The 16,921-nt window shown below is 72.9% G+C and carries 16 protein-coding genes and 1 pseudogene; 11 read left to right on the top strand and 6 right to left on the bottom strand.

The window, feature by feature from the left end; all coding sequences use genetic code 11:
- Positions 1–287: 287 nt before the first annotated feature.
- Positions 288–521, bottom strand: coding sequence for a hypothetical protein (locus EAD98_RS23735; RefSeq protein ID WP_074474066.1), 234 nt, complete (start codon positions 519–521; stop codon positions 288–290).
- 245 nt (positions 522–766) lie between these two features.
- Positions 767–2,322 (bottom strand): annotated as a pseudogene (locus tag EAD98_RS23730) (RNA polymerase sigma factor).
- 289 nt (positions 2,323–2,611) lie between these two features.
- On the opposite strand from EAD98_RS23730, the gene EAD98_RS23725 reads away from it, so the two are divergent.
- Positions 2,612–3,433: an inositol monophosphatase family protein gene (locus tag EAD98_RS23725; RefSeq protein WP_121656213.1), complete on the top strand. Its 822-nt coding sequence runs from the start codon at positions 2,612–2,614 to the stop codon at positions 3,431–3,433.
- A gap of 86 nt (positions 3,434–3,519) precedes the next feature.
- Here EAD98_RS23725 and EAD98_RS23720 read toward each other — a convergent pair whose 3' ends face one another.
- Positions 3,520–4,038: a LytR C-terminal domain-containing protein gene (locus tag EAD98_RS23720; protein ID WP_199723518.1), complete on the bottom strand. Its 519-nt coding sequence runs from the start codon at positions 4,036–4,038 to the stop codon at positions 3,520–3,522.
- 434 nt (positions 4,039–4,472) lie between these two features.
- On the opposite strand from EAD98_RS23720, the gene EAD98_RS23715 reads away from it, so the two are divergent.
- Both EAD98_RS23715 and EAD98_RS23710 read left to right on the top strand, forming a co-directional pair.
- The gene (locus tag EAD98_RS23715) at positions 4,473–4,769 is read left to right on the top strand and encodes a DUF4193 domain-containing protein (protein ID WP_007075406.1); all 297 of its coding nucleotides are present in this window, start codon (positions 4,473–4,475) and stop codon (positions 4,767–4,769) included.
- A 120-nt stretch (positions 4,770–4,889) separates the two neighbouring features.
- A complete protein-coding gene (locus tag EAD98_RS23710) occupies positions 4,890–5,687 on the top strand; it encodes a hypothetical protein (RefSeq protein WP_121656212.1) in 798 nt (265 codons plus the stop codon).
- A 34-nt stretch (positions 5,688–5,721) separates the two neighbouring features.
- On the opposite strand, the gene EAD98_RS23705 is transcribed toward EAD98_RS23710, so the two are convergent.
- Positions 5,722–6,237, bottom strand: a complete 516-nt coding sequence (locus EAD98_RS23705; RefSeq protein WP_121656211.1) for a DUF3093 domain-containing protein — start codon at positions 6,235–6,237, stop codon at positions 5,722–5,724.
- Positions 6,238–6,328: 91 nt separating this feature from the next.
- Here EAD98_RS23705 and dut point away from each other — a divergent pair, with 91 nt between their 5' ends.
- From dut to EAD98_RS23685, 4 genes are all read left to right on the top strand, one after another.
- Positions 6,329–6,865, top strand: a complete 537-nt coding sequence (gene dut, locus EAD98_RS23700; RefSeq protein ID WP_199723517.1) for a dUTP diphosphatase — start codon at positions 6,329–6,331, stop codon at positions 6,863–6,865.
- A 25-nt stretch (positions 6,866–6,890) separates the two neighbouring features.
- Complete coding sequence (locus tag EAD98_RS23695) at positions 6,891–7,562, top strand: DUF3710 domain-containing protein (protein WP_121656209.1); 672 nt, start codon at positions 6,891–6,893, stop codon at positions 7,560–7,562.
- 125 nt (positions 7,563–7,687) lie between these two features.
- A complete protein-coding gene (locus EAD98_RS23690) occupies positions 7,688–8,068 on the top strand; it encodes an OB-fold nucleic acid binding domain-containing protein (RefSeq protein ID WP_089017103.1) in 381 nt (126 codons plus the stop codon).
- 25 nt (positions 8,069–8,093) lie between these two features.
- Positions 8,094–8,777: a DUF3159 domain-containing protein gene (locus EAD98_RS23685; RefSeq protein WP_121656208.1), complete on the top strand. Its 684-nt coding sequence runs from the start codon at positions 8,094–8,096 to the stop codon at positions 8,775–8,777.
- A gap of 31 nt (positions 8,778–8,808) precedes the next feature.
- Here EAD98_RS23685 and EAD98_RS23680 read toward each other — a convergent pair whose 3' ends face one another.
- Positions 8,809–9,498: a TrkA family potassium uptake protein gene (locus tag EAD98_RS23680; protein ID WP_121656207.1), complete on the bottom strand. Its 690-nt coding sequence runs from the start codon at positions 9,496–9,498 to the stop codon at positions 8,809–8,811.
- A gap of 3 nt (positions 9,499–9,501) precedes the next feature.
- Positions 9,502–10,167 carry a TrkA family potassium uptake protein gene (locus EAD98_RS23675; protein ID WP_121656206.1) on the bottom strand — a complete coding sequence of 222 codons (666 nt, stop codon included), beginning with the start codon at positions 10,165–10,167 and terminating at the stop codon, positions 9,502–9,504.
- A gap of 164 nt (positions 10,168–10,331) precedes the next feature.
- Between EAD98_RS23675 and EAD98_RS23670 the strand changes: the two genes are divergently transcribed.
- From EAD98_RS23670 to dxs, 4 genes are all read left to right on the top strand, one after another.
- A complete protein-coding gene (locus tag EAD98_RS23670) occupies positions 10,332–12,422 on the top strand; it encodes an APC family permease (RefSeq protein WP_121656216.1) in 2,091 nt (696 codons plus the stop codon).
- Positions 12,415–13,683 carry a class I SAM-dependent RNA methyltransferase gene (locus tag EAD98_RS23665; protein ID WP_121656215.1) on the top strand — a complete coding sequence of 423 codons (1,269 nt, stop codon included), beginning with the start codon at positions 12,415–12,417 and terminating at the stop codon, positions 13,681–13,683. Before EAD98_RS23670 ends, EAD98_RS23665 begins: the two co-directional genes overlap by 8 nt.
- Positions 13,684–13,691: 8 nt before the next feature.
- On the top strand, positions 13,692–14,852 hold the full coding sequence (locus EAD98_RS23660) for an anhydro-N-acetylmuramic acid kinase (RefSeq protein WP_121656214.1): 1,161 nt from the start codon (positions 13,692–13,694) through the stop codon (positions 14,850–14,852).
- 81 nt (positions 14,853–14,933) lie between these two features.
- Positions 14,934–16,883 carry a 1-deoxy-D-xylulose-5-phosphate synthase gene (dxs, locus tag EAD98_RS23655; protein ID WP_121656205.1) on the top strand — a complete coding sequence of 650 codons (1,950 nt, stop codon included), beginning with the start codon at positions 14,934–14,936 and terminating at the stop codon, positions 16,881–16,883.
- Positions 16,884–16,921: the final 38 nt, after the last annotated feature.

Genomic DNA, 16,921 nt, shown 5'->3' with positions numbered 1-16,921 from the left:
GTTGTCGCCCGCCTGGCAGCGGGCGCTGCGCGGGCCGGTAGTCGCCCGCCAAGGGGCGCCGGGGTGGCCGGCCGGGCAGCGGGCGCTGCGCGAAGCCGGTTGTCGCCCGCCAAGGGGCGCCGGGGTGGCGGCCTGGCAGCGGGCAGCGGGCGCTGCGCGGGGCCGGTTGTCGCCCGCCCGGGGCGCGGTTCGCCGGCCTCTGGCAGCGGGCAGCGGACTGTGGGTAGAGAAAAGCCGACCGGAGACACCCTCGGGGTGTCTCCGGTCGGCTATGTCGGGTTGCGGATTCAGTTCGCCATCAGATCGGCGCCACGCCAGCTGAACTCGGGGTCCGTCGCGAACCGGACGGTGATCTTCACGAGATCCTCCGCGTACTTGTTCGCGTGGTGCCCACAGAAAACCAACTCGCTCCCACCCGCCAGAGTGATCCGGAGCTTGCCGGCAGCATTGCAGCGGTCGCACCGTTCATCGGCGGCTGGGGGTGCCACCGTCTCGGGCGGCGGCGTGAGGGTCGGGGTCATCGCCTTCCTCCTCTGGTCGTCACCGATGAACAATCTCTTCGGTCGTTGCTCACCTATCGTGCAACACCCTTGCCAGGCCCTGCCTTCCCTGTGTGCCCGCGGGGGACCGAGGTCACACATGGCTGGGACAGTGTGCCGTGCACCCAGGGTGCCACGTCAACGATCACATTCGTGCATCCGGACGATCACCATCTGGTGTTGCACACCAGGTGGTCAAAACGACACGTTCGGTTGACGAAACCCGCTCAGTCCAGGTAATCCCGCAGGACCTGCGACCGGGACGGGTGACGCAGCTTGGACATCGTCTTGGACTCGATCTGCCGGATCCGCTCCCGGGTCACCCCGTAGACCTGGCCGATCTCGTCCAGCGTCCGCGGCTGGCCGTCGGTCAGGCCGAAGCGCAGGCGTACCACACCCGCCTCACGCTCGGAGAGCGTCTGCAACACCTGCTGGAGCTGGTCCTGCAGGAGCGAGAACGAGACGGCGTCGACCGCGACCACGGCCTCGGAATCCTCGATGAAGTCGCCGAGCTGGCTGTCGCCCTCGTCGCCGATGGTCTGGTCCAGCGAGATGGGCTCCCGGGCGTACTGCTGGATCTCCAGCACCTTCTCCGGTGTGATGTCCATCTCCTTGGCCAGCTCCTCCGGCGTGGGCTCGCGGCCCAGGTCCTGGAGCAGCTCACGCTGTATGCGGCCGAGCTTGTTGATGACCTCCACCATGTGCACCGGGATGCGGATGGTGCGGGCCTGGTCGGCCATCGCGCGGGTGATCGCCTGCCGGATCCACCAGGTGGCGTACGTGGAGAACTTGTAGCCCTTGGTGTAGTCGAACTTCTCGACCGCGCGGATCAGGCCGAGGTTGCCCTCCTGGATCAGGTCGAGGAAGGCCATGCCACGCCCCGTGTACCGCTTGGCCAGCGACACCACCAGACGGAGGTTCGCCTCCAGCAGGTGGTTCTTGGCGCGCTCGCCGTCGCGGGAGATCCAGCCCAGGTCACGGACCATCTCCCGGGTGAGCTTCTCCTCGCCCTCGTCGGCCGCGCGCAGCCGCTCCGCAGCGTAGAGCCCGGCCTCGATCCGCTTGGCCAGCTCCACCTCCTGCTCGGCGTTGAGCAGCGGAACCTTGCCGATCTGCTTGAGGTACGCGCGCACCGAGTCGGCGGAGGCGGTCAGCTCGGCGTCCCGCCGGGCCTGCTTGAGCGCCTCGGACTCCTCGTCGTCCCACTCGAAGTCGTTGTCGGTGGCCGAGGCGGCGGCGTCGGTCTCGGCGGCCTGGGTCAGCTCGGCCGGCTCCTCGACCACCACGTCCTCGATCGCGGCGGCCAGCTCCTCCGGGTCGATCTCACCCTCGGCGCCCTCGCCCTTGGCCTTGCCGCCGGCCTTGGCCGGCTTGGCGCCGGCGGCCGCGGCGACCGTCGCCTTGGTGGCCCGGGTCGACTTGGTCGCGGCCTTCGCCGCCGCGCCGGCGTCGACGGCGCCTCGTCGGAGGCGGGTGCCTGCTTGGGCGCCGGCGCGGCGGCCTTCTTGGTGGTCTTGGCGGTGGTGGCCCGGGACGCCGGCGTCGTCGAGCGGGCCGCGGCGACCCGGCGGCGGGTGCTGGCCGAGCCATCGACCACCACGGTCACTCCCGCCTCGGAGAGTGCCCGCAGGATCTTCTTGGCCTGGGCCGGAGTCACCTCGGCGGACTCGACGGTGCGCGCGAGCTGAGCCGACGTGAGCTGACCGCCGGCGCTCTGCGCGTGGGCGATCAGAGTGTCGGTGAGCGAGCGAACGTCGGCGCCGGTCTGGCGGGGTTCTGTCACGAATGACCTTCCGGAGGCGAAGAGCGGGCACGGCCGGGTCGTCCGGCACAGCGTGGGGCAACCGGGCCGGGCGATGTGGTTGAGGGACCTCCGTGTCCCGGGCCGGCCGGTGGTCGGCGGTCCGTGGCGCGGTGGCAGGGGTGAATTGTAACGCCGTCTGCGGCGATCATCCTGCGCCGCACGGAGTACCTGCGGTGGGGACCGCCGATTCGGCGCAGATGTGGACTTTGTAAGGATGATACTCGCGCCCGGCCCGGAACACCCCGGTCGTGCGGGAAGGGGACGTGGGATGGACCGTTCGGTGCCGCCACCAGAGGATCTGCTGGCGATCGCGCTCGACGTTGCGCGGGACGCCGCGGCCACCGCGTACCGGATGCGCGCCGAGGGCGTCGCCGTGGCCGCGACCAAGAGTACGGTCACCGACGTGGTCACCGCAGCCGACCGGGCGGTCGAGCGGCAGGTGCTCGACGCGCTGCACCGGATGCGGCCGGGCGACGCGGTGCTCGGCGAGGAGTACGGCACGGGGGCCACCGGGCCGGTCGGGCCGGGCGGGGTGCGCTGGATCGTCGACCCGATCGACGGCACCGTCAACTACCTCTACGGGTTGCCGTACAGCGCGGTGTCGCTCGCCGCCGAGGTGGACGGCGTGGTGGTCGCCGGCGTGGTGCGCAACGTCAGCACCGGCGAGGAGTGGACCGCCACGGCCGGCGGGGGCGCCTGGCGTGACGGCGTCCGGTTGCGCTGTTCCGGCGAGACCGACCTGGGGCAGGCGCTGGTCGCCACCGGCTTCGGCTACGACGCCGGCCGGCGGGCGCACCAGGCCCGGGTGGTGGCCGGGCTGATCGCGCACGTGCGGGACATCCGCCGGCTCGGCGCCGCCGCGCTGGACCTGTGCCTGGTGGCGGAGGGGCGCCTGGACGCGTACTTCGAGAAGGGCCTGGCCGCCTGGGACCTGGCGGCCGGTGGACTGGTGGCCGCCGAGGCGGGTGTGCGGGTCACCGGCCTGGACGGTCGTCCGCCCGGCCCGGACCTGGTGCTCGCGGCCCCGCCGGCGCTCTTCGCGCCGCTGCACGACCGCCTGGCCGCCCTGGATGCCGCCGGCGGCCCCTGACCGGCGCGCCCGGCAGGCGGCCGCCTGCCGGGCTGGTGGCCCCCTGGCGCGGTGCCGGAGGGGTCAGCGTCCGCCGACCTGCCCGGTCACTTCTTGGCGACCGGGGAGGGGCACGACTCCGGGGGCGCGACCGGAGCGCCCAGGTCACCGAGGGACTGGTTCACCTCGGTCGTCGTGGCGAGCTGCTGGAAGCGGCTGCCCAGCACCACGTCCACCGTGTCGTCGGTGCGCTTCGGGTCGTAGCCCGGCTCGGCGTTGTTGAGGAAGTACGCCTGCAGCAGGTGCGCCGAGCCGACGCCCTTGGGGCCGTACCGCAGCACGGCCACCTCGTCGATCCCCTTGGGCGCGTTGCCGACCTTCTTGACCTGGAACTTGCGGTTGCGGAAGTCGTCCGCGACGCTGCCGGCCCGGCCGGGCTCGTCGGTCGCGTTCAAGACGTTGATCTTGACGTCCTTCGGTTCGTGCAGAGTGACGTCGGCCAGTGGCCAGCCATCCGGGCAACCCTCGGCCGTGCCCGCCTTGCCCTGGGTGTCCCGGACCAGCGCGGTGATCACGAAGGCCAGGGCCAGCACCCCGAGCATGCCGACGACGACGAGTGCTCGCACTCGCGCAAAACTCATCTGGGCGCTCCCGGACGTCAGGTGGGTGGCGGCGGCCGCCAACGATCGCACTGACCGGCGGCCGTCGAATACGCCGCTGAGGTTAACGGTTGTCCGGCCGTCGCGTGGAAACAGTCCGACATGCCGGCGCGCCGACCGTGAACCGGGTACTACTACCCCTATCTTCGTGTCGCCTGAGTCACATTGGGAACAACTTCGGGTGCTGGGGCGTACATCTCAGCCGCGAGGGCGGTATACATGCCTCGCCCAAAGGGGGGGTAAGGTTCCGCGCTCGCAGGGGAGTCGCCCCAGCGGGCTCGACCCGTTCGGTCCCCCGGGTCGGGTGCCCGACACAAGTGGTGGCCGGCCAGCGGAACCGAAACAGCGTCGTCCGGCGTTACAACCGGAAGCGACAACATCGATATGGGAGAGTGAAACCGATGGCCACCGACTACGACGCCCCGCGTCGCGACGAGGTCGACCTCGGCGAGGACAGCCTGGAAGAGCTCAAGGCACGGCGCGTCGACTCACAGTCGGGCGCGGTGGACGTCGACGAGGCCGAGGTGGCCGAGAGCTTTGAGCTGCCCGGCGCCGATCTGGCCGACGAGGAGCTCACGGTCAAGGTGCTACCGATGCAGCAGGACGAGTTCCGGTGTGCTCGCTGCTTCCTGGTGCACCACCGCAGCCAGCTGGCGGTCGAGCGTAACGGCGAACTGATCTGCCGTGAGTGCGTCTGACACTCACGACACCAGCGGCGGCCTCCTGATCGGGGCCGCCGCTGCCGGTGTAGCCATGCGGCACCGGTGGGTACCTGCTTGACTCGTAGAGGTAGCCACAGCACCGGGAGGTCCGACCCCATGAGCGATCGAGGTGACACCACCGGCACCGGCGCGGACGACCTCGGCGCCACCGTCGCGGCGTTGACCGCGGACGACATCGAGCCGGCACGGCGCCGCCAACTGCTCACCCGAATGGTCGGGCAGGCCCGGGCCCGTGGCATCGGCGACCTGTTCAAGCCCCGCGCCGCCGTGCGTTGGATGGTCGACACCGTCGCCGAGATCGCCCCGCACGTACCGGTGCGGGATCTGGCCACCCTGCGCCGGCACTTCCCGGGGCTGGATGACAACGCGCTGGCCGAGCGGTTGATCCGCAACGCGGCCCGGACCACCGCCGGGATCGGCGCCGCCGGCGGGGGAGTCGCGGCCGTCGAGTGGACGGTCGCACCGACCCTGCTCTCCGCGCCGGTGCTGCTCGCCGCCGAGACGGTCGCCGTGGTGGCGGTGGAGCTGAAGCTGGTCGGCGAGCTGCACGAGGTGCACGGCGTGACGCTGCCGGCCGGTGGCAGCCAACGGGCGGTCGCCCTGGTGCACTCCTGGGCCACCCAGCGCGGGGTCAACCCGATGATGCCCGGCGTGGGGGTGGGCGCGGTGCTCGGCACCGCGGCCCGCAAGGAGCTGCGGGACACCCTGCTCCGGCGCTTCGGGCGCAACCTCACCACGCTCGGGCCGTTCCTCACCGGGGCGGCGGTGGCCAGCTTCCTCAACCGCCGTGCGACCCGGTCGATGGCCGACCAGCTCCAGGTGGACCTGCGCCGGCGCGGCATCGCCCGGCCGGCCCCGCCACCGGCCCTGCCCGGCCCGCCAACCGGCACCTGACCGGCACCTGACCCCGGCGGGGCGGGGTGCCGGGCTAGCTCGGCTGGTCGGCGTGCCGCCGGGCGTCGCGGGCGGCCAGCACGGCCTCGGCCAGTTCGACCGGATGGCGGGTGCTCACCACCCAGAACGGGGTCGGGTCGGCCGGATCGTCGAGCACCACCTGCACGGCCCCGTCGATCCACGGCCGCTGCACCACGAAGGCGAGCGGGTCCGCGCCCACCCCGAGCACCTCACGGCGACCGGCCGCGTCCAGCGGCACCACGTCCGCCACGAAGCGCACCGGCAGCCGGGCGTCGTCCACCCGCAGCTCACCGTCGGCGACCGCGACCCGGATCCGGCCCAGCCACCACAGCCCGGCCGCGGTGACCGGCAGCAGCACCGCGAACGGCAGCCAGGCGCGGACGCCGCCGGCGCCCATCCAGATCTCGACGGCCAGCAGCGCGGCGGCCACCAGCCCGACCAGCCACAACCACCAGGACAGGTCGAGCCGTTCGGTGTACGCCGTGCGGGCCGTGACCGGTGGCTGACCGGCGGACGGAGAGGGCGACATGCTCACTCCTGCGAGGGTACGGCGCACGACGGCCCGGGTAACCGGCAGGATGGCAGGGTCACCCCGATCAACTCGGACGGAAGAGAGACCTGTGACCGACGTCGTACCCGTGCCCGTACGGCTGCTCGATGCCGAGCTGCCGCTGCCCGCGTACGCCCATCCCGGCGACGCCGGGGCCGACCTGGTGGCGGCCGCGGACGTGGAGTTGCCTCCCGGCGGCCGGGCCCTGGTGCCCACCGGCGTGGCCATCGCGCTGCCGGAGGGGTACGTGGGCCTGGTCCATCCCCGCTCCGGCCTGGCGGCCAGGCTCGGCGTGACGGTGCTCAACGCGCCCGGTACGGTCGACGCCGGCTACCGGGGTGAGATCCTGGTCAACCTGATCAACCATGATCGGGAGTCGCCGGCGAAGATCACCCGCGGCGACCGGATCGCGCAACTCGTGGTCCAGCGGGTCGCGCGGGCGCGGTTCGAGCCGGTGGCCGAGCTGCCCGGGTCCCAGCGTGGGACCGGCGGGCACGGCTCCACCGGTGGGCACGCCGGGCTGGTGCCGTCGCCGGCCGGCCCGGACCGGGTCGAGCAGCGGCTGAACGAGCCGGGCCGCGGGCAGACGGAAGAGATGGCAGGGTGAGTGTGAACAGCGGAGGGTGGGCGCAGTGATCTTCTCCCGTAAGCGGGCCGGTGCCGGGCGGCACACCCGTGACGAGCGGACCACCGAGGTCGGCGGTCAGAGCACCGAGGAGTCGACGCCGACGCTGGAGCGCGGCCCGTACGACATCACCGAGGTCAACGACGACGTGCAGCGGCTCGACCTGGGCAGCCTGCACATCCCGGCGGTCGCCGAGGTGGAGGTGCGGGTGCAGGCCGACCCGCAGGGCGTGATCCAGCAGGTGGTGCTGGTGCACGGGGAGAACGCCCTGCAGCTCGGTGTCTTCGCCGCCCCCCGGTCCGAGGGGATCTGGGACGAGGTGCGCGAGGAGATCCGCCAGTCACTGCTCCGTGACGGCGCCGACGCCCAGGAGGTCGACGGCGAGTACGGCCCGGAGCTGCACGCCCAGGTGCGTACCCCGGACGGCCCGACCAACCTGCGGTTCGTCGGCGTCGACGGGCCGCGGTGGATGGTTCGCGGCGTGTTCCAGGGCCCGGTGGCCCTCGACCCGACCACCGCCGGGCCGCTGGCCGAGTGCCTGGACGGCCTGGTGGTCGACCGGGGGCAGGAGGCGAAGCCGGTCCGCGAGCCGCTGCCGCTGCGGCTGCCCAAGGAGATCGCCGACCAGGCCGGCGCCGAGGCCGGGGACGCGTCCACCGCCGAACCGCGCCAGGTCTGACCCACGCGCACCGGCCCGCCGGAACCGGCCCCGTCGGCGTACGCTGGCGGGACGGCTCCGGCGTTGCCGGGGCCGGGCCAGTGCCGGCCGGGGCCGGCGCGCGTGGAGAGGGTGACGCGGAGGTCATGACGACCGACGAGAGCCGGGTGTCGCTGCGGCGCATCCTGCAACGGCTCACCGCCAGCGAGGCCGAGATCGACGCGCAGGAGCTGCGTCGGGAGAGCGCCGAGTGCGGCGGTGTCCCGGCCCAGCAGTGTTCCCGGGGCCAGGTGGTCTCGGTCGCCGGTCGGCTGCGCACCGTGGTCTACACGCCGCGGACCAACCTGCCCACCCTCGAGGCCGACCTGTACGACGGCAGCGACGTGGTCACCCTGGTCTGGCTGGGCCGGCGGCACATCGCCGGGATCGAGCCGGGGCGGCACCTGACCGCGCGCGGCCGGGTCGCGGTGCGCGACGACCGCAAGGTCATCTACAACCCCTACTACGAGCTGGACTCGCCGAAGTGACGGCGCTGCGGACGGAAGGCCGGCAATGACGACGGGACAGCACCGGGCGGCACAGCCGGAGACCGGCCCTGAGGACGACGAGCGGCTGCCGACGATCGCCGAGCAGATGGCCGACCAACTGGGCGGCTGGCGGGGGCTGGTCGAGTCCAGCATCCCGGTGGTGGTCTTCGTCGTCGCCAACATCATCGGCGAGCTGCGGCCCGCGGTGATCGCCTCGGTGGCCGTCGCGCTGCTGATCGCCGGTCTGCGGCTGGCCCAACGCCGGCCGATCCGGCACGCGGTCAACGGGCTGTTCGGCGTCGGCATCGGCGCGGCCATCGCCTGGCGTACCGGCGACGAGCGCGACTTCTACCTCCCCGGCATCCTCTACGGCATCGGCTACGGCATCGCCCTGCTGGTTTCGGCGGCCATCCGGCAGCCGCTGGTGGGCTGGATCTGGTCGGTGCTGGTGGCCAAGGGCCGCGCGGAATGGCGGGACGACCCGAAGCTGGTGCGCACCTTCACCCAGCTGACGGTGCTCTGGGGCGTGGTCTGGCTGGCCAAGGTGGGCGTACAGGCCGGGCTCTACCTGGCCCACCAGGACACCGCGCTGGGCGTGGCCCGGCTGGCGCTGGGCTACCCGCCGTACGCGCTGCTGTTGCTGATCACGGTCTGGACGGTGCGCCGGGTCACCCGGGAGCCGCAACCGACCCCGCTGCCCGGCGCCTGAGCGCAGCGCCGGGCCGGGCAGCCGGCACGGGTCAACGGGAGCTGCGGGTCCGCTCGACGCTGTCGGGGCCGAGGATCACCGTGCGGACCTGGTCCTCCACCTCGGCGGTGCAGACGAAGACCAGCTCGTCGCCGGCCTCGATCGGGTCGTCCGGGCTGGGCACCAGGACCCGCTTGCCGCGCAGGATCGCCACCAGCGCGGAGTCGCGGGGCAGCGGCACGGCGTGGATCGGCTGACCGACGTACGGCGCGGTCGGCGGCAGCGTGATCTCGACCAGGTTCGCCTCGCCCTGTCGGAAGGTCATCAGCCGGACCAGGTCGCCGACGGTGACCGCCTCCTCGACCAGCGCCGCCATCACCCGCGGCTTGCTGACGGCGACGTCCACGCCCCACTGCTCGGTGAACAGCCACTCGTTCTCGGCCCGGTTGACCCGGGCGACCACGCGGGGCACCGCGAACTCGGTCTTGGCCAGCAGCGACACCACCAGGTTGACCTTGTCGTCGCCGGTCGCCGCGACCACCACGTCGCAGCCGGCGACGTTGGCCTCCTCCAGGCTGGCCAGCTCACAGGCATCGGCCAGCACCCACTCGGCGGACGGGACCCGCTCCGGGCGCAGCATCTTCGGCTGGCGCTCGATCAGCATCACCTGGTGGCCGTTCTCGATCAGCTCCTGGGCTATCGAGCGGCCCACGTTGCCGGCGCCCGCGATGGCGATCCGCATGGCTCATGCCCCCCCTTCCGGCGGCGTCGCCGCCACCGACGTGACCGTCGCCACGATGTCGTCGCTGACCAGCATGAAGACCTGGTCGCCCTCCTGTACGACGGTCGAGGCGGTGGGCAGCGTGCCGATGCCGAAGCGGATCAGATAGGCCACCCGTGCCCCGGTCGCCTCCTCCAGGGCGCGTACCGGCCGGCCGACCCAGTCCTTGTGCACCGGGACCTCGACGATCGACACGGTGCTCGTCGGGTCGCGGAAGATCTCCACGTTGCCCTCCGGCACCAGATGCCGCAGCATCCGGTCCGCCGTCCAGCGCACGGTCGCCACGGTGGGGATGCCCAGCCGCTCGTAGACCTGGGCCCGGCGCTGGTCGTAGATCCGGGCCGCGACCCGGGACACGCCGAACGTCTCCCGGGCCAGTCGAGCCGAGATGATGTTGGAGTTGTCGCCGCTGGAGACGGCGGCGAAGGCGTCCGCCCGCTCGATGCCGGCCTGCCGCAGCACCTCGCCGTCGAAGCCCGCCCCGGTCACCGTGATTCCGGCGAAGTCGGGGCCGAGCCGGCGGAACGCGTCGGCGTCCTGATCGATCACCGACACCGAGTGCCCCCGGGACTCCAGGCTGTGGGCCAGGGTCGACCCGACCCGGCCACACCCCATGATCACGACGTGCACGCTGTCCCTCCCAAGGTGCGTACCGCTCCCGCTGCCGGTGGCCTTTCGAGTGCGAGCCTGCCACGTCCAGGTCGGGAGCGGGGACCGACCGTACCCCGTCGCCCCAGCCAGCTGTGATCGCCCACCCCCGCGCTCGGGGCGTGGTGGTCGTACTCTTGGCGATCGTGGCCAGTTCCACCTCGCTGCTGAAGCGGCTGCTCCTCGGTCGACCGTTCCGGTCCGACCGCCTGCAGCACACCCTTTTGCCGAAGCGCATCGCGCTGCCCGTGTTCGCCTCCGACGCGCTGTCCAGCGTCGCGTACGCGCCCGACGAGATCCTGCTGACCCTCTCCATCGCCGGAGCGTCCGCGTACGTCTTCTCGCCGTGGATCGCGCTGGCCGTGGTCGTGGTCATGCTGACCGTGGTCGCCAGCTACCGGCAGAACGTGCACGCCTACCCCTCCGGGGGCGGGGACTACGAGGTGGCCACGGTCAACCTCGGCCCGAAGTTCGGCGTCGGCGTGGCCAGCGCCCTGCTCGTCGACTACGTGCTCACGGTGGCGGTGTCGGTCTCCTCCGGGGTGGCGAACCTCGGTTCGGTGGTGCCCTTCGTGGCCACCCACAAGGTCATGATCGCGGTGGCGGCGGTGGTGCTGCTGAGCGCGGTCAACCTGCGCGGCCTGCGTGAGTCGGGCACCGCGTTCGCCATCCCCACCTACGGCTTCGTGATCGTGATGGGCGGGATGCTGCTCACCGGCCTCGTCCGGGTCTTCGTGCTGGGCGACGAGCTGCGCGCGCCGAGCGCCGATCTGGTGATCCAGGCCGAGCACAGCGTGACCGGTTTCGCGCTGATCTTCCTGCTGCTGCGGACGTTCAGCTCGGGCGCCGCCGCGCTCACCGGAGTCGAGGCGATCTCCAACGGGGTGCCGGCGTTCAAGGCGCCGAAGAGCCGCAACGCCGCCACGACGCTGCTGCTGCTCGGCACCATCTCGGTGAGCATGCTGGTCGGGATCATCTGGCTGGCCCGGCTGACCCACCTCCAGTTCGTCGAGGACCCGGCCCTCCAGATCGTCTCCGGTCCCGAGGGGTACGTGCAGAAGACCGTCACCACCCAGCTCGGCGAGACGGTCTTCGGCTCCGGGTCGGTCCTGCTCTACGTGGTGGCCGGCGTGACCGCGCTGATCCTGTTCCTGGCCGCGAACACCGCGTTCAACGGTTTTCCGGTGCTCGGCTCGATCCTCGCGCAGGACCGTTACCTGCCCCGGCAGTTCCACACCCGGGGCGATCGGCTGGCCTTCTCCAACGGCATCGTCTTCCTGGCCCTCTTCGCGATCGTGCTGATCGTCGGCTTCCAGGCCGAGGTGACCCGGCTCATCCAGCTCTACATCGTCGGGGTCTTCGTCTCGTTCACCGTCTCGCAGGCCGGCATGATCCGGCACTGGAACCGGCACCTGCGGACCGAGCGGGATCCCGAGGCGCGTCGCCGGATGCAACGGTCCCGGGCCATCAACACGTTCGGCGCCGGCCTCACCGGTACGGTGCTGGTGATCGTGCTGATCACCAAGTTCCTGCTCGGCGCCTGGATCGCGATCGCCGCGATGGCGGTGATCTACCTGGTGATGCTCGGCATTCGCGCGCACTACGACCGGGTCGCCCGGGAGTTGACCCCGCCGGACGAGGGCCGCGCCGTGCTGCCCGCCCGTAACCACGCGATCGTGCTGGTCAGCAAGCTGCACCAGCCGACCCTGCGGGCCATCGCGTACGCCCGGGCCACCCGGCCGGACACGCTGACCGCGGTGACCGTGAACGTGGACGACAAGGACACCCGGGACCTGCAGGCCGACTGGGAACGGCGGGAGATGGCCATCCCGCTCACCGTGATCGACTCGCCGTACCGGGAGATCACCCGGCCGATCCTGGACTTCGTCGCCTCCACCCGCCGCAAGTCGCCCCGGGACGTGGTCACCGTCTTCATCCCCGAGTACGTGGTCGGCCGCTGGTGGGAGAACCTGCTGCACAACCAGAGCGCGCTGCGACTCAAGGGCCGGCTGCTCTTCGAACCGGGGGTGATGGTGGTCAGCGTGCCGTGGCAGCTCGCCTCGACGGCGAGCAAGAACCTGGACCGGCTGGACGCCACGCTGTCCCGGACCCCGGCGCGTGGGCCGCGGGTGGCACCACGCGGCACCCTGCCGCCGGTCGTGCCGCCGGTCGTCTCCGCGCCGTCCGGCGAGGGTGGCCCGGACGCCGGCGGCCCGGTCGGGACCGGTCGTGACTGAGCCGGGCGTACGGCCCGCGGCGTCACCTCCGCAGCCGGAGCGTGGGCTGGCCGAGGCGGAGCTGGTCGAGCTGACCGTCGACGCGGTCGCCCCCGGCGGGCACTGCGTGGCGCGGGTGGACGGCCAGGTGGTCTTCGTCCGGCACGCGCTGCCCGGCGAGCGGGTGATCGCCGAGGTCACCGAGGTGCACCGGGGGTTCGTCCGGGCCGACGCGGTGACCGTGCTGGAACCCTCGCCGGACCGGGTCGAGCCGCCCTGCCCGTACGCGAAGCCGGGCGCCTGTGGCGGCTGCGACCTGCAACACGTCGCCCCGGACGCGCAGCTGGCGTGGAAGGCCGCCGTGGTGCGTGAGCAGCTGGTCCGCCTCGGCGGGCTGACCGACGCCGAGTTGGACCGGCTCGGTGTCCGGGTGGAGGCGCTGCCCGGCGGGCTGCTGGGCTGGCGCTCCCGGGTCCGTTACGCGGTGGACGCCGCGGACCGGGCCGGCCTGCTCAAGCACCGCTCGCACGAGGTGGTGCCGATCGACCGCTGCCGGATCGCCCACCCGGCCATCCAGCAGCTGCCGGTGCTCACCCCGACCGGTGCGCGCTGGCCGGCGGCGGAGGCGGTGGAGACCGTCGCCAGCACCGGCGGGGACGTGACCGTCGCGGAGATCCGCGACGGTGTGGCGACCCCGGTGAGCGGGCCGTCCGTGGTCCGCGAGGTGGCCGCCGGACGAGACTGGACGCTGCCCGCGTCCGCGTTCTGGCAGGTGCACCCGGCGGCGGCCGACACCCTGTCCACGGCCGTGCTGGAGCTGCTCGACCCGCGGCCGGGCGAGCGGGCCTGGGACCTCTACGGCGGCGCCGGGCTGTTCGCCGCCGGGCTGGCCACCGGGGTCGGCGCGAGCGGCCGGGTGACCCTGGTGGAGGCCGCGCCGCAGGGCGTCGCCGCCGCCCGGGAGAACCTGGCCGACCTGCCCCACGTCGAGGTGGTGTCCGCCCGCGTGGAGACGGCGCTGGCCCGTCGACGGATCACCGGCCCGGTCGACGTGGTGGTCCTCGATCCGCCGCGCTCCGGGGCGGGCGCCCCGGTGGTGCGCGCGCTGGCCGCCGCCGGCCCGCGCGCGGTGGCGTACGTGGCCTGCGACCCGGCCGCCTTCGCCCGGGACGTGCGCACCTTCGCCGAGCTGGGCTGGCGGCTGGAGGCGCTGCGCGGTTTCGACCTGTTCCCGATGACCCAGCACGTCGAGCTGGTCGGGCTGCTGCTCCCGCCGGTATGAGCGACCCGATGAAGATCGTCGGCTTGATGTCGGGGACGTCGTACGACGGGGTGGACGTCGTGGCCGCGGAGTTCGTCACCGAGGGGGACACCCTGTGGCTGCGCCCGCTGGGGCACCGCGGCCTGGACTACGACGAGGAGCTGCGCGCCGAGATCGCCGCGCTGCTGCCGCCGGCGGCCACCACCATCGAGGCGGTCTGCCGGCTCGACAACCGCCTCGGCGAGGTCTTCGCCGACGCGGCGGCCGTCGGCCTGGAACTGGCCGGTGGGCGGGTCGACGCGGTGATCTCGCCCGGTCAGACGGTCTTCCACTGGGTCGCCGACGGGATGGCCCTCGGCACCCTGCAACTGGGCGCGGTGGCCCGGGTGGCGGCCCGGGTCGGCGTACCGGTGCTCAGTGACCTGCGCTCGGCGGACATCGCCGTCGGCGGGCAGGGCGCGCCGCTGGTGCCGGCCTTCGACGCGCTGCTGCTCGACGGCGCCGCCGGGCCGCGCGCCGCGCTGAACCTCGGCGGCATCGCCAACCTCACCGTGGTCGCGCCGGGCGCGCCGATCCTCGGGTACGACGTGGGCCCGGCCAACGCCCTGCTGGACGCGGCGGCCCGCCGCTTCATCGATCAGCCGTGCGACCTCGACGGCGCGCGGGCGGCGGCCGGCCGGGTGCACCCGGGGCTGCTCGCCGCGCTGCTGGCCGAGCCGTACTACGTGGCGGCCCCACCCAAGTCCACCGGCAAGGAGCTGTTCCACGCCGGCTACCTGGACCGCCACCTCGCCGCGCTCGGCGAGCCGGTGCCCGTGGACGACCTGCTGGCCACACTCACCGAGCTGACCGCGCGGGTGGTCGCCGCCGAGTGCGACCGGCACGGTGTGGTCGAGGTCATCGCCGCCGGCGGCGGTGTGCGCAACCCCACCCTGCTGGGGCGGCTCGCCGCGCTGGGCGCCGACCGGTGGCGGCTGCGCGGCACCGACGAGTTGGGCGTGCCCGCGCAGGCCAAGGAGGCGTACGCGTTCGCGCTGCTCGGCTGGCTGTCCTGGCACGGCCTGCCCGGATCGATCCCGTCCGTGACCGGCGCCGCCCGTGGCGCGGTGCTCGGCTCGTGGACCCCGGCCGGTCCGGCCTACTCCGGCACCCCGGCCGGCCCGCCGCGCCGGCTGCGGATCCGTCTCTGAGCAGGCGCTCAGCCATCGGGCACGGCCCGGGCGGCTCGGGTCGGGCTGCGGAGTATCGGAGGGCCGATAGACTCTGCGGTCATGAGCGTTGAAGAGGACACGGCCAACCACGGTCGGCTGCTGGGGACGGTGCGCGGTCCGCAGGACGTCAAGCGGATGTCCGGCGAGGAACTGGACGTTCTCGCCGCCGAGATCCGGGACTTCCTGATCGCCAAGGTCTCCCGCACCGGCGGGCACGTCGGACCCAACCTCGGTGTGGTCGAGCTGACGCTGGCCATGCACCGCGTCTTCGACTCCCCCCGCGACCGGCTCCTGTTCGACACCGGTCACCAGGCGTACGTCCACAAGATCCTCACCGGGCGCCAGGCCGGCTTCGACAAGCTCCGCCAGCGTGGTGGCCTCTCCGGCTACCCCAGCCAGGCCGAGAGCGAGCACGACCTGATCGAGAACTCGCACGCCTCCACCGCGCTCTCCTACGCCGACGGCCTGGCCAAGGCGTACGCCCTGCGGGGTGAGGCGCGCAGCGTCGTGGCCGTGGTCGGCGACGGCGCGCTCACCGGCGGCATGTGCTGGGAGGCGTTGAACAACATCGCCACCGCCGGCAACTCGCTGGTCATCGTGGTCAACGACAACGGCCGGTCCTACTCGCCCACCATCGGCGGCCTCGCCGACCACCTCTCCTCGCTGCGGCTCAACCCGGGCTACGAGAAGGTCCTCGACACGGTCAAGGACGCCCTCGGCTCCACCCCGCTGGTCGGCAAGCCGATGTACGAGGTGCTGCACGCGGTCAAGAAGGGCATCAAGGACGCGGTCGCCCCGCAGGCCATGTTCGAGGACCTCGGCATCAAGTACGTCGGCCCGGTGGACGGGCACGACGTGGCGGCGGTCGAGTCGGCGCTGCGCGCGGCGAAGAACTTCGGCGGCCCGGTGATCGTGCACGCGGTCACCCGCAAGGGGTACGGCTACCGCCCCGCCGAGGAGGACGAGGCGGACTGCCTGCACGGCCCCGGCAGCGCCTTCGACGTGGAGACCGGCGCACTGCTGGCCGCCCCCTCGGTGAAGTGGACGCACGTCTTCGCCGACGAGCTGCTGGCCATCGCCGACGAGCGGCCGGACGTGGTGGGCATCACCGCCGCGATGGCCGAGCCGACCGGCATCGCGAAGCTGGCCCGCAAATACCCCGAGCGGGTGTACGACGTGGGCATCGCCGAGCAGCACGCGGCCACCTCGGCGGCCGGGCTGGCGCTGGGCGGCCTGCACCCGGTGGTCGCGGTCTACGCGACCTTCCTCAACCGAGCCTTCGACCAGGTCCTGCTGGACGTGGCGATGCACAAGCTGCCGGTGACCTTCGTGCTGGACCGGGCGGGCATCACCGGCCCGGACGGCCCCAGCCACTACGGCATCTGGGACATGTCGGTCTTCGGGGTGGTGCCCGGGCTGCGGATCGCCGCCCCCCGGGACGCCGCCACGCTGCGCGAGGAGCTGCGCGAGGCGATGGCCGTCAACGACGGCCCGACCGTCGTGCGCTTCCCGACGGGAGCGGTCGCCGCGGACCTGCCGGCGCTGCGCCGGGTCGGCCCGGTCGACGTGCTGGCCGAGTCGGCCCGCACCGACGTGCTGCTGGTCGCCGTCGGCTCCTTCGGGCAGCTGGGCATGGAGGTGGCCGCCCGGGTCGCCGAGCAGGGCTACGGCGTCACCGTGGTGGACCCCCGGTGGGTCCGCCCGGTCCCGGCCGAGCTGGTCGAGCTGGCCGCCAGCCACCGACTCGTGGTCAGCGTCGAGGACGGCGTGCGGGTCGGTGGTGTGGGCGACGCGCTCGGCCAGGCCATGCGCGACGCCGACGTCCGCGTGCCGCTCAAGGACCTGGGCGTACCGGCCGACTGGCACCCGCACGGCACCCGCGCGCAGATCCTCGCCGACCTGGGCCTGACCGCGCAGGACGTGGCCCGGAACGTCACCGGCTGGATCTCCGGCCTGGACGCCACCCCGGACCGTCTGACCCCCACCACCAACGCCTCAGTCCAGAACTGACCCACCCACGCCACAACGAGGGCGGGCGGCCCCAGGGC

The sequence above is a fragment of the Micromonospora sp. CV4 genome (assembly GCF_003667455.1).
In the GTDB taxonomy this organism is placed as follows: Bacteria; Actinomycetota; Actinomycetes; order Mycobacteriales; family Micromonosporaceae; genus Micromonospora.
Note: the sequence above shows the minus strand (reverse complement) of the source record. Positions and strands in the feature narration are given on the sequence as shown.

Coding starts and splice junctions, on each gene's coding strand:
- EAD98_RS23735 (WP_074474066.1), bottom strand. CDS start 521: ATGACCCCGACCCTCACGCCGCCGCCCGAGACGGTGGCACCCCCAGCC.
- EAD98_RS23725 (WP_121656213.1), top strand. CDS start 2,612: ATGGACCGTTCGGTGCCGCCACCAGAGGATCTGCTGGCGATCGCGCTC.
- EAD98_RS23715 (WP_007075406.1), top strand. CDS start 4,473: ATGGCCACCGACTACGACGCCCCGCGTCGCGACGAGGTCGACCTCGGC.
- EAD98_RS23710 (WP_121656212.1), top strand. CDS start 4,890: ATGAGCGATCGAGGTGACACCACCGGCACCGGCGCGGACGACCTCGGC.
- EAD98_RS23705 (WP_121656211.1), bottom strand. CDS start 6,237: ATGTCGCCCTCTCCGTCCGCCGGTCAGCCACCGGTCACGGCCCGCACG.
- EAD98_RS23690 (WP_089017103.1), top strand. CDS start 7,688: ATGACGACCGACGAGAGCCGGGTGTCGCTGCGGCGCATCCTGCAACGG.
- EAD98_RS23685 (WP_121656208.1), top strand. CDS start 8,094: ATGACGACGGGACAGCACCGGGCGGCACAGCCGGAGACCGGCCCTGAG.
- EAD98_RS23680 (WP_121656207.1), bottom strand. CDS start 9,498: ATGCGGATCGCCATCGCGGGCGCCGGCAACGTGGGCCGCTCGATAGCC.
- EAD98_RS23660 (WP_121656214.1), top strand. CDS start 13,692: ATGAAGATCGTCGGCTTGATGTCGGGGACGTCGTACGACGGGGTGGAC.
- dxs (WP_121656205.1), top strand. CDS start 14,934: ATGAGCGTTGAAGAGGACACGGCCAACCACGGTCGGCTGCTGGGGACG.